Source organism: Corallincola platygyrae, from assembly GCF_039544265.1.
GTDB lineage: Bacteria > Pseudomonadota > Gammaproteobacteria > Enterobacterales > Neiellaceae > Corallincola > Corallincola platygyrae.
This window is the reverse complement of record NZ_BAABLI010000012.1, coordinates 161,209-174,062: the sequence shown is the minus strand read 5'-3', so window position 1 is coordinate 174,062 and position 12,854 is coordinate 161,209. Positions and strand designations below refer to the sequence as shown.

Annotated in this window: 8 protein-coding genes; 1 reads left to right on the top strand and 7 read right to left on the bottom strand. The window is 49.7% G+C overall.

Annotation, left to right across the window (positions count from 1 at the left end; translation table 11 throughout):
- Positions 1-110: 110 nt before the first annotated feature.
- From ABEA14_RS10685 to ABEA14_RS10670, 4 genes are all read right to left on the bottom strand, one after another.
- Entirely contained in the window at positions 111-1,502 is a 1,392-nt protein-coding gene (locus ABEA14_RS10685; protein WP_345339983.1) for an HTTM domain-containing protein, read from the bottom strand.
- Between the two features lie 195 nt (positions 1,503-1,697).
- Positions 1,698-2,210 (bottom strand): DUF6702 family protein, encoded by a 513-nt coding sequence (locus tag ABEA14_RS10680; protein ID WP_345339982.1) that lies wholly within the window; start codon positions 2,208-2,210, stop codon positions 1,698-1,700.
- A gap of 171 nt (positions 2,211-2,381) precedes the next feature.
- Positions 2,382-4,073, bottom strand: coding sequence for an alpha-amylase family glycosyl hydrolase (locus ABEA14_RS10675; protein ID WP_345339981.1), 1,692 nt, complete (start codon positions 4,071-4,073; stop codon positions 2,382-2,384).
- Between the two features lie 179 nt (positions 4,074-4,252).
- Positions 4,253-6,601: a M1 family metallopeptidase gene (locus tag ABEA14_RS10670; RefSeq protein WP_345339980.1), complete on the bottom strand. Its 2,349-nt coding sequence runs from the start codon at positions 6,599-6,601 to the stop codon at positions 4,253-4,255.
- A gap of 332 nt (positions 6,602-6,933) precedes the next feature.
- Here ABEA14_RS10670 and ABEA14_RS10665 point away from each other — a divergent pair, with 332 nt between their 5' ends.
- Positions 6,934-7,743: an MORN repeat-containing protein gene (locus tag ABEA14_RS10665; RefSeq protein ID WP_345339979.1), complete on the top strand. Its 810-nt coding sequence runs from the start codon at positions 6,934-6,936 to the stop codon at positions 7,741-7,743.
- A 153-nt stretch (positions 7,744-7,896) separates the two neighbouring features.
- On the opposite strand, the gene ABEA14_RS10660 is transcribed toward ABEA14_RS10665, so the two are convergent.
- From ABEA14_RS10660 to ABEA14_RS10650, 3 genes are all read right to left on the bottom strand, one after another.
- Entirely contained in the window at positions 7,897-9,132 is a 1,236-nt protein-coding gene (locus ABEA14_RS10660) for a saccharopine dehydrogenase family protein (RefSeq protein WP_345339978.1), read from the bottom strand.
- A 168-nt stretch (positions 9,133-9,300) separates the two neighbouring features.
- A complete protein-coding gene (locus ABEA14_RS10655) occupies positions 9,301-11,514 on the bottom strand; it encodes a S9 family peptidase (protein ID WP_345339977.1) in 2,214 nt (737 codons plus the stop codon).
- A gap of 81 nt (positions 11,515-11,595) precedes the next feature.
- Positions 11,596-12,807, bottom strand: coding sequence for a GGDEF domain-containing protein (locus ABEA14_RS10650; protein ID WP_345339976.1), 1,212 nt, complete (start codon positions 12,805-12,807; stop codon positions 11,596-11,598).
- Between the last annotated feature and the right edge of the window lie 47 nt (positions 12,808-12,854).

The following is a 12,854-nucleotide window of genomic DNA, read 5'->3' as shown; positions in this document are numbered from 1 at the left end:
TAATTCGTTCTGTTCTGACGCCCCGATCATTCTTTTTATCCAAGAGTGATTAATTAGTGACCAAAAATGTAATTCAAGCGTTCTATTACCGCTTAACCCTCTAAATCGTTTTACTTCTCGAACTTCGGAAACCAATCTGGCAAATGTTTTGGATTCAAGGGTTTGGTTAGCGGCAGAACCCAGTCGTTGTTCCCCAAGTGACGTGTTGTCTTAGCCAAATCCACTTTCGGGTCTATGAACATCGCAGGTTGTCGGTAATTCAGTCGACAATAGGTACGAACATACACTTGGGGATTGTTGACGTTGAACTTCTCTGGTGCCAAATGATCTCGAAGATAGTGAGCCATCTGCAGGATCATATCGGGTTGGCAGGGCATCTTAAACTTCTGACGACGGTTGAGCATAGGGCGCGGATCAAAGCGCCAGCGCTTGCCGGTGGCGGGATCTTGAATGATAAAGATCGCTGTACCTTGCTTACTGCGAAGTTTCATTCGCCAACTGAATCTATGGCCTGCTTCGTTCCAAGCGACATCGCCCGCATAGGCATAATTTCTCAGTGGTACCACAGTCTGAAACACCAGCCAGGCGCAGACTGAGATAGTAATCGTGGTAGCTATCGGCTTTGCAGGCATGGCGATAGGCGTTAGTGTCGGCGCTTGATAGGAAGTCCGTTTTAGTTTGGCCCAGAAGCGGCGCGGCCAATCAGGTTCAAAGCAGAGCAAACTGGCAAACAGGGTCACCCAAGGGAATACGCCGATATCAAATACAAAGTGGTTCAGCGTATGGAAGCAGGCATACACAATGATCACGTAGAGGCGGGTGCGTTTAAATAACAACAAGGGGGCACCCACCAGATGGAGTGCGATCACGCCGTAAGCCGCCAGTGTAATCATGTTCGGGTCCATAAATAGTTCACCGACAAACGGCATGTGTTGGCGTTTGGCCAACCAAGTCGCGAGGGGTTCTAATTGCAGCCAGTCCGGATTGATTTTCACTATGCCCGCATAGATCAGAATGATTTCAAGTTGCACAATCAGCAGTATCCGGCACCAGGCGGGCAGGGTATCGTTGGCAATGGCTGGATTCCGTTTGGCATCCAATGACCAGTAGCGGTGAGCCGGTACAAACACCATCACGCTGGAGAACAGTATTAACAGATATAGGTGATTCAGGTATTGGGCCTGATCCTGTAGAAATATCGCCGCATTGCATATCGCGACTATCGCGGTACTTATTCGATAATGGAAACCCAGCATCAACCCAAGCGATGCAATCGCTGAGATGCCGTAGACCCAATACACCCCCTCGCGTAGCGCTGGGAGCCACTCAAAGCCATAGTACTTAAAGAATACAGTCGGCTCGACATACATGCTCTGCAAATCGACAAAGCCAATATGGCCAATGGCATCAATCAGCATCACCAAGCCAAAGCCAATACGAAACACCGCGACGGAGGACGCGTCCAGTGGACGGAAGAAATGGTCTACGAATTTGTTCAGCACAGAGCTAGGCCTGAAAGAAAATAATTCTTAATACGACTCAGTGTGCCAGTGGTTCACTGACAGGAGAATGACAGAGTGGTTTAGGTGTGATCTAGCGCGCAGATGCTCAAATGTAACCACTAGTGCGATCTTTTTGTCGGGCCAAACGACAGTACTAATGGGATTAAGCTACTAGACGTAAAGTCATACCTTTTTCTATGGTCGACTAATCGGCAATCTCACTTCTCTGGGTGTAAATACCAGCGACTGTGATACGCCATCAAATTTGATATTTACCGTGTTGATCTGGTCATGCAGGTGGCCGAACAGTAGATTGTTTTTCAACTGGTAGCCATCGTAAAGCTTGGGAGCTGGCGCTTCCTGATAGACAAACAGGTAATGGGTATCTAACTCAGCACCCACATAGCTCAGTGAATAGCGCTGTTTGTCCGGCCCTGTCAGTACAAATTGTTTTTCAACATATGCCTGAATCAGTGGCTCTTGGTCACTTAGCAACTTATCCCCAAACTTCACTTTAGTGCCGGTTTCAGCTGAAAGCACCTTGGCCACATCATCAGCAAAAAAGCGGTGCACAACTTCCATCTGATTGGTCTGTGGGTTGATTCGGATATCGGTCAGCGTGGCGTGGTAGGTATGAGCAAAAGCCGACTTTGAGTAAATCACGACAAGTAGGGTAAACAACGCGGTCAAAATAGGCAGACGATTCATTGAGGCTCTCAAAGTTGATGGTAGCTGGGGTAATGCGCCAGGCGTTAGATTTTACCGAGCCCGCTCGGTTAGAACAACTTAGCTGGAACATTCTAAAAGGCCCAGTTATTGAACTGGGCCCTAGCTGCTGAACTCTTTACTTATTGCTACCGGGCATGCCTGGCGCAGACGCTAGTTGGGTTTCAGCTCCAAAACGGTAGCGCTTAATGGCGGCAAGGTTATCTCTGAGTTTGCACTGAGTGCTTCGCCGGTATTGAGCGCTTCTGCACTGGTATAGATTGGGTGCCAGTCTCCTGTCGATTTTGCTCTTTTTGTCGCGTCTGCCAACGAAATGCTTGTTTCATCGTCATCGAGATTGACCACTACCAACAGTGTTTGAGTGGCGGATTGGCGCAGATACATGGCCACCTTATCGCCAGATTCTGTGAGCACAGTTAACGGAGCCGTATTTTGCAACGCCGGATTATTGTTTCTCAGCTTGATCAACTCACGATAGGTATTCAGAAGCGAGTTGGGGTCAGCTTCCTGCATGGCAACGTTGTGGGTCATGACGTTGGTTGCCAAACCGCGATAAGGACGACCTTCTGTAAATCCACCGTTTTGTTTATTTGCTTGCCAACTCATGGGGCCACGAAGCGCAAAGTCTTTATTTGATTCGTTGCGAACATGTCGCATGCCAATCTCTTCGCCGTAGTAAACAAAAGGCTGGCCTGGATGGGTTAATAGCAGCGTCGCTGCCAACTTATAGCGGGCTTCGTCATCACTAAACTGCTCCATCAGGCGTTTGCCTGCAAACGGGTCATGGTTGGCTAACAATGTGGCGATATTGGTGTAAGGCCGCTCTGTTCTGTGCCAATAGTTTTCGGCAAGTGAGCCCGCGGCACGGCCGTGTTTTACGGAACGGATCAGATCGTTGCCAAATCGAAAGCTAAAGGCGCTACCACAGGCCTCATCACCGGAGTACAGCGTGGACTGGCCGGGTGCTTCGCATACCATGTAGGTGTTGTCATAGCTTTTTACCAGCGCCTGCACATCTTTTAAGATGGCTAGGGTTTCTGGCTGGTCTTCCTGAGCTGAGGCTCCGTTCTCTACAAACTGTTTTACCGCATCGAAACGAAACCCATCGACGCCCATATTGAGCCAGTAGCGCATGCTGCTGTAATGGTATTCCAACACATCCGGGTTCTTCAGGTTAAAGTCGGGCAGGAGAGACCAAAATACGCCGTAATAATGCTCGCCTGAGCGGATCCCATGCCACACCTGTCTGCCATCCCAGCGTGTCCAACCCGGATTATCTGGGCGCCAGACAAACCAGTTTTTGTATTCTTGATTTCTACCGTAGGTGACGGCACGAAACAGCGGATTACTGACGCCGGCATGGTTCATGACGTAGTCGACGATGATACCAATATCCCGCTTATGTGCCTCTTCCAGCAAGCGCTGAAAGTCTTTCATTTCACCGTAGTCCGTTTCTAGCTTACGGTGGTCGACAACAGCGTATCCGTTAGTGTGGAAGTGGCTTAATGTCATCGGCATTAGCCATATCCCTCTCACTCCCAGTGCCTCAATGTAATCCAGCTTATCGATTAGTCCCTGGATATCGCCGTGGCCATCGCCGTTGGAGTCACTAAAGGAGCGCACGAACACTTGATAGAAAACCGCATTTTGCCACCAGTCGGCCGGTAGCTGGGTTTTAGGAGGTGCGGCTGGAATGATGGAAAGATCCATCACATGAGATTTCACTTTCAGCGTACGAGGCTCGATAGTTTGATCTGCGCTGGAAGCGTTGGCGGTGTTCAGGCAGGGCACGGTGCCAAGCAGGGTCGTTGCGAGCAGGCCCGCGACGGCAGTTGTTTTTTTCATCAATGTTATCCTTGGTGTGCGCCAAGCTTTAATTAAAGTGCTGGTCATCAGTCAGGACAGTAAAAAAAACCGCCCTTCATACACAAACCGTTTTTTACTAAAACGTGATTTGCATTGAAGAACGGTTTTTATAATCAGATCAGTGTCTTATACGTTGATCTGAACGATAGTTTTGGTGATTAATCCTTTTCCTGCATCTCTTTCATCAGGTTGCGTTTCTTCTTCTCTTTAAACAGCTCCAGGCGAGAAGGCAGGATCTTACGCGGGAAATAGTTGTTGCTGATGTCCGCGTCGGCCGTTTCCCAATGTGGGTCAACCGTCACCTGACTGATCAGCTCTTCACGCCATAGTTGCACCGAAACTTTCTTCGGATCCTGACGCCAGATCTCTGCTGGGATACGCAACTCTTCATGACTGCCATCCTCATAATCGATACTCAGAATAATCGGCATCACCAGGCCACCGACATTGCTGAAGTCGAGCAGGTAGAAGTTACCTTCGGTTTCCAGCATCTCCTTTTCCCAATCTTCGTAAGGCTTGAGTTTGCCTTCCGCATCCTTCTTGTTTTTCGGAGAAACGGTGAATTCATCGTTATCGTTGTAGAAGTCTTCCAGATCGTCGAACTGGTCGACACGACGCTCCATGCCTTCATTGCGTTGCACTGACAGTGAGTCGGGTTCTGCGGCTTTGCGCTCACGTTTGAACTCTGCTTCGGTATCTGGATCTTCAGTGTTTACCTGCATCACGCGAACATCATCAATGCTGATATCGACATGGTCTGTGCTGTAGAACCAGCCGCGCCAGAACCAGTCCAGATCGACTGCAGATGCATCTTCCATGGTGCGGAAGAAGTCAGCAGGCATGGGGCGTTTAAACTTCCAGCGTTGAGAGTACTCGCGGAACGCGTAGTCGAACAGTTCACGACCCATGATGGTTTCACGCAAGATGTTCAGCGCCGTTGCCGGTTTGCCATAGGCATTGTTACCAAACTGCAGAATGCTCTCGGAGTTAGTCATGATCGGCACCTGTTTGGCACTGGTCATGTAATCGATGATCTTACGCGGCTCACCACGACGAGAAGGGTAGTTCTCTTCCCAGGCCTGTTCCGCCAGGAACTGAACATAGGTGTTTAAGCCTTCATCCATCCAGGTCCACTGACGTTCGTCAGAGTTCACAATCATCGGGAAGTAGATATGACCAATTTCGTGAATGATCACCGAGATCAGGCCGTACTTAGTGCGGCGTGAATAAGTACGCTTGGTTTCATCTTCTTTGTCTATTTCAGGGCGCGGGCCGTTGTAGGTGATCATGGGGTATTCCATGCCGCCCACCGGACCGTTCACCGAGATGGCAACCGGATAAGGGTAATCAAAGCTGTACTTGTTGTATTGCTCAATGGTGTGCACGATCGCCTGAGTGGAGTACTGTTCCCACAGCGGGTTGCCTTCCTGCGGGTAGTAGGACATTGCCATCACGGTTTGGTCACCGCTCTTCACGCCCCAGGCATCCCAGATAAATTTACGCGAGCTGGCCCAGGCGATATCACGCACGTTCTCAGCGCGGAAGGTCCACACCTTGCGCTTGCTGGTGTCGTCTTCTTCGTTTTTGCGAGCTTCTTTTTCGGTAACGACAAGCACCGGCTTTTTGGCCGTCTTTGCCTTTTTTAGGCGCTGCATCTGTTGTTTCGTCAGCACCTCTTCGGCGTTAATCAGTTCACCGGTAGAGGCAACAATATGGTCGGCAGGCACGTCATAACTGATTTCGTAATCACCAAATTCCAGTGAGAACTCACCACGGCCAAGGAATTGCTTGTTCTGCCAGCCGTTTACATCGTCGTAAACCGCCATCCGAGGGAACCACTGGGCTACCAGGAAGATGCAGTTGCCATCTTTTTCAAAGCATTCGTAGCCGCCACGACCGCCGTGGGTCTTGGCTTCCACCATGTTGTACCACCAGTCCAGGCTGAAGGTGAACTGCTCGCCTGGCAGTAGTGGCGTATTTAGGTCGATACGCATCATGGTCTTGTTGATGGTATGACGCAGCGGTTGGCCACCTGCATCAAAGACGTTACTGATTTTGTAACCGCCATCGAAGTTCTGACGGGCAGTACGGCCACGAAAATCTTTCAGCGACTGTTTATCACCGGCATCGGAAGGCTTGATGATATAGCGGGTCTGGGCGCGCAGGCTCAGGTTGTAGTCTGAGTTTTTCTCAAATCGGTTCTGATCCAGCTGGACCCACAGGTAGTTGAGGCGGTCTGGCGAGTTATTGGTGTAAACAATGGTCTCGCTACCGGTAATGCGTTTGGCTTCTTCATCCAGTTTGACCTGGATCTTGTAGTCGGCCTGCTGCTGCCAGTACTTATGGCCGGGTGCGCCAGAGCCTGTACGGTATTCGTTAGGTGTGGGAAGGATCTCGTCGAGTTGACGGAATTTGTCATCAAATGGCTGTTTGGTCCACGTTTTGGCGTGAACAGGCATTAAAACACTAACGGCCAGCGCTAATGCCGCGGCACGGTACCACATCATCTTCTGCTCCCTGGAGAGGAAATTTAATATAATTTTTTCTTATTAGACGGCGCATGTTGCCGAATTGTTACTTGGTGGGCAAGGTTTGGACGCTGTTTTGGCGACTTTTTACGCAGAGATTTTTGTAAGTGATTGTTGTGTGGTTGAACGAGTTTTAACAGTTGAATGTCGTATCTGCCACTTTTCAGTTGTAGAGTAAGTGCAGCCTAAAGTACACGGTAATTTCTAGTTTCAAGATTCTTAAACGTTGATTGCTTTTTACTCTCCACCAGGCAAGCACTGAGAAGCATGGAATGGTTTAGCATCGACAAAGTGATTATTGGTAACAGTTAATGAACGTATTTCTTTTGTTTTTGGTTTGGGTTTTATGCTTTCCGGCAATGGCTTCATCGCCAGTTGGTGATTGTATACAGGAGAGGGATATCGAGCTTGAGCTTCCAGACTATAGAAGAGGTGTGCAAAAGGGTCTTTACACTGGTGAGTTGTGCAGTGGTAAACCGAATGGAGAAGGCATTTTTGTCACTGGACTAGGCGACAAGTACCAAGGCTTTTTTGAGCATGGAGTCATGGAGGGAAACTTTGTAATTTACGATAACTCAGGCTCTACAGCAGCGGGCAAATTTGCTGAAGGGAGGCGACACGGTCGCTTTCTTCTCACAAGACCTTCAGGCAATAAATTTTACTATTTCTATCGTCGCGGAGCCCTCCAAAGCGGCCCAATTCCTGAATCCTACATGGATAATTATGTTGGTGAATATGATGACATTGGGCAGAGAAGCGGGTTTGGAGAGCTAACTTTAGCGTTTCCATTGAGCTTCACATACAAAGGTCATTGGCTGAAGAATGAAATGTCAGGTAAGGGAAGTTACACATTTGGAAATGGGGACTATTACATCGGTGAATTCTTGAACAATCGTTATCATGGAGAGGGTGAATTATTGATAGTTGATGAATACAAGTATGCTGGACAGTGGGTCGATGGTCGGAAAAGCGGTAAAGGTAAGATCGTATGGTTTGCTGATGAGAGTTTTTTCGATGGCATATTCGAAGCGGGAATTCCACATGGACTTGGAATATGCGGCGACATTGAAGCCTCAGAAACCTATGAGTGTGAGTACCGAAATGGAAAGAAAGTAAAATAAGTTCAATAGTTTATTCGTCTCGCTCATGCGCAAAAGCTATCACTGTTCCCCAGTTTGAAACACTGTCACATCAAGCGTCTTTAAAATGCTTAGCAGGTCAAAACTAAACAGTGCACAGAAACCTTACTTATTCACTGTGTGGTAAATAGCTGCTCACTCTAACAACTCACACACCACCCCCGCATAATCGCGGAGACGAGGTAACAGCTTTTCGCCAAACGCTGTAGATGGTGTCCAAAAGCCCCCCGGTGTTTGCTCGTGTGTTAGTTCTCTTGCCAGGCAGATAGCCGCTTGTGAAAGAATCTTAGCGGTTGAGCCGTAGCCTGGATCCTTGTCGCCGGTAAATTTTGCCCTCAGGGTTTGGCCATCATCAGTTTGTCCCCAAAAACGCATATCGTAAAAGCCAGTTTCCTGTGCCTTCGGACTCGGCCCTTCACCGGGTTTGGGTAACATAAAACGAGAGATTAATGACCGGGTTGGGCTGAAGCTGCCTCCAACCATCAATGTCGCTAGCCCCCCCGTCAGCATAATCGCTGTCAGCCTGCCTTTGAAACCTCGTCCTGTTAGCATGGCTTCATCATATTGGAAGTCGCTGCCATAACTGTTACCAGTGAGTGCATTGGAGCGATGCACAATGCGCGTGTTGATTGCAGCCATTACAAAAGGCGCGCTCCAGGCCTTATAAGACTCATCGAAACGCGGGCCTTTCTGGTTGAATTGGCGAGTATTAAGGCCATGATGTTCTGGACAAAGAGAGTAGGGATTTACCATCTCCCGGCGCAGCTCAGGATCCTCGCTGGCCTGTTCAAGTGCACACATCAAACTGGCCGCTGTGCCACCTGAAAATCCGCCACGCATCGCTTTTACCCGCATTTGGATTTGGCTTAGTGGCTTGCCGAACTTAGCGATTGCCTGCTGCTGAATAAACCAGACGCCAAAATCCGAAGGGATGGAATCAAATCCACAGCAGTTGACGATGCGAGCACCGGAAGCCTTTGCAGTTTGTTCATAACGCTCGAGCATCTTTTTAATCCACTGAGGCTCACCAGTTAAATCACAGTAGTCGGTACCGGATTCAGCACAGACTTTTAGCAGTGGTTCGCCATAGAGGGCATAAGGGCCGACAGTGGACATCACGACGCGGGTCTGCTGACACATCTCAAGCAGTGAGGCCTCATCGCTCGCGTTGGCGACGATTATTGGCAGGTCATTAGCCTGTTGCCCCAAAGAGTGTTTCAGTTGCTCAAGCTTGGTCTTGGAGCGTCCAGCGATAGCCCACCTGAGAGGCTGGTCTTCAGATGCATAGTGTCCAACCAGATAACGGCAGATGATTTGGCCCACAAAGCCGGTGGCACCAAAAACAATCAGATCATATTTATCGGTTTGCATCACAGCTACTCAGGTCAGTTAGGTTATTGAAGAATAATAGCTTTGTTTCCTGGACTGCAATTTAGCTATTGAGAAAAATGAAGCACTAAGCGTTTTCTAGAATACAAAAAGGCCCTCTTATCTAAGAGGGCCTTTGGTTCGGAAATCACTGATTGGCGACCGAACGAATTAAAGCTCCGGCATCAGATGCCTTTCAAAGAACTGTTGAATGGTGCGGTAAAGATGAATGCGGGTCTCTTTGCCGCGGATAGAGTGTTTCTTACCCGGGTAGTTCATCATTTCAAATGGCAGCATGGCATTCTGCAGCTGCGTGTAGAGCTTGGTGCTATGAGTAAACAGCACGTTGTCGTCAGCCATACCGTGATAGATCATCAATGGCCCTTTCAGCTGTTCTGCGTATGGGAATACGGCAGAGGCTTCATAGCCCTGGCTGTTGCCAGCTGGGTGGCCCAGATAACGTTCAGTGTAGTGGGTGTCGTAAAGGCGCCAGTCGGTAACCGGCGCGCCGGAAACGCCAGCAGCAAAGACATCACCTGCTTTAAACATGCTGATAAGGGTCATGTAGCCGCCGTAGCTGTGGCCAAAGATACCGATCTTGTCACCATCAACATAGGGCAGGGTTTTGAGGTACTTGGCACCAACGACTTGGTCTTTGAGCTCAACTTCACCAAGGTGACGATAGATAGGATCTTCAAATGCTTTGCCGCGATTAAATGAGCCGCGATTATCCAGTTCAAACACCAGGAAACCACGCTGCACCATCACCTGTGTCCACAGGTTCTGCCAGCTCCATCGGTTCACCACGCGCTGGGCGTGAGGACCACCATAAACACGCACTATTACCGGATACTGACGGCTGAGATCGAAGTCGACGGGCTTGAACATACGGTAATGCATGGTCTGGCCATCTTCCGCTTTCATGGTGCCAAACTCTGGTCGTGACCATTGGTCTTGGTAAGGCGTTAGCGGATGACGACTGTTGAGGCGATTTTCATCGATCCAAGCCAACTGCTTGCCACTGGCTTTGTGCAAACTGACTTGAGGTGGCGTGTTGACGGTTGAGGAGGTTGCCAGGTAGTGACTGCCATCCTTCGCAAATGAGATATCGTAGTAGGCATTATCTCGGGTAATACGCTTGATGCTTGGCTCGCCTTTCAGCGTTACAGAGTAAAGGTGCTTCTCAAGCGGCGTGTTTTTGCGGCCACTGAAAAACAGCAGGCCCGCTTCTTCATCAATCGCTTCGAGCTTATCGACGATCCATTCGCCTTGGGTTAACTGGCGAACCAGTTTGCCATCCAGGTTGTACAGATAGAGGTGTTTAAAACCATCACGCTCTGATGCCCAGACGAAGTGCTCACCGTCTTTAAGAAAGCGCAGGTCACTGTGCAGGTTAATCCAGGTATTACTGGTTTCGCGCAGTACTTCGCGCTGTTTGCCGTCAGGCAGATTCACCAGCATCAGTTTCAGTAGGTGTTGGCTGCGGTTCTGCCATTGATAGGTAAGTTGGTCGCTGCTACGCGTCCAGTTGACGCGAGGCAGGTAATAGTCAGGCTCACTGCCCAAATCTACCCATTGGGTTTTGCCGTCCGCCAGAGAGTAGACGCCTAGTTTGTAGGTGACGTTTGGACGACCTGCGGCTGGGTAGGCTTGCTCAATCTGTTTGATTTCGTCGGCATAGATTTCACTGCGGATAACACGGTCAACCGGGCTGTTATCAACACGAATAAACGCGATTTTTGCTTCATCTGGCGACCACCAGTAGCCAGTCATCCGACCCATCTCTTCCTGGGCAACAAACTCGGCCATACCGTTTTTGATAGGGCCGCCACCATCTTTGGTGACTCTGGTCTCTTCGCCAGTTTTGACGTTGACGAAATAAAGGTCTTGTTCGCGCACAAAACTGACAAATCGACTGTTGGGGCTGACTTTGGCGTCGGTTTCGAACGCCTCAGATTTTACCAGCTGCTGTGCACGTTTCAGGGAGAGGTGATAGAGGTACAGATCACCACCCAGAGGGAACAACAGTGCTTCGCCGTTGGGTGACCAGTGGTACTCAAGAATACCTTTGCCAAAGATACGTTGGCGCTCGCGGCGTGCTTTCTCTTCGTCTGAAAGTTCCTCTTCACCACCGGTGAGCAATGCGGCATCAACCAGCTTGGCCGTTTTGCCGGTGGTGATGTCATAGCTCCATAGGTCATATGCGTTGTAATCGTCTTCGCGAGGTCGAATAAATGAAGCCTGACTGCCATTTGGCGCAATTTTTAATTTTTTCGGTGGTGTGCCGGAGAGGGAGGGATCACTGAAGATCCGATCAACGGAGAGCATCTCTGCTTGCGCTGGCAAGCTGATTGCGACGAACAGTAGGCTAAGAAAATAACGCATAGTCACCTCGGGTTTTAACAGCGAGCTAACTTTGCGTTTTTTTTGAGGTCAGGGCAAGGGTTAGGGCCAGATTAGCGTGGGCTACGCCGTCTCTACTCGGTTACGTCCATTGTTCTTCGCCTGATAAAGGCGTTTATCCGCGACATCCAACAGGCGATCAATATGCTGGTCGGTTGCGCTCAACTCTGCAACACCGACAGAGATAGTGACGCGAACTTCTTGACCCTCTTTGATGATCTCAGTGCTTTCAATCCGCTGGCGAATTCTTTCTGCAGTGAGTTCAGCTAAGCAGATCTCAGACTCGGGCAACAGAACCGCAAACTCTTCGCCCCCAAAGCGCGCCAATCGATCGTTGTGGCGGCAGTCACGCTCGATCATTTGCGCGACCTGTTTGATCACTTCATCGCCCATGGCATGGCCAAAGGTATCGTTAACTTTCTTGAAGTGATCAATGTCGATCATCAGCAGGCTGAGTGGGTGTTCGTAACGGCGACTACGGTTGATCTCTTCGCTGGCGCACTGAATAAATGCACGGCGGTTTGAAACACCTGTCAGTGCATCGGTTGTCGCCATGTTTTCCAACTCGGTAATCAACTGGCGACGTTCCTGCTGCAGGCAAAGCATACGCAACAGGTTGCGATGGATCTGCAGTCCAACGTTCACCATCAAAATAGAGAAACAGACACTTAGTGCCGACATGGCGTGATACAACAAACCCTCTTCAAATAGCGGTCTGGCGCAACCAATAATAACCACCGGTGCCATGTCTCTGATGAACAGGCGATATGAGGGTGAACTCATGGCCGTGGTGGCACACATCAGGCCAAGCACAATCATGGCGATAAAAATATGGTTCTCGAATACACCCGGTTGCCAGGCCCATATACAGAGACCGCCCCAGTGCAGCATATGCATGCCATGAGCGGTGGCAATTCTTCGTTCCCACTTAACGACATCTGCCGCTTCTGGGTCTGCCTGCTTAAAGTTGTTGTACACACGCAGATAGTTGCGGGTGATTAGAAATGCCACCAACATCCAGAGGGCGGCAACCTGCCAGGTCACCCAGATACTGAGTACAGAGCCGGTAATGAGCGCCAGCATGGGGGCCAAGAGGCGGTCATGTTGGTGATTGTCGACATAGAGGTGAAGTTGCTGGAGGCGCACCTCGGCTTCGTCCAGATTGTCTATATCGATTCTTAGCCCAGAAGAGACTGGCCCGGAAGAGACAGGCCCTGAAGAAAACGGTTGGGATGTGGGCGCGGAAATCGCCGGAGAGTGAGCATCCTGCTTCAAAATGTAACCTCCATAGGGGAGAGGCGAGATTTAAATCTAAGGAAAAG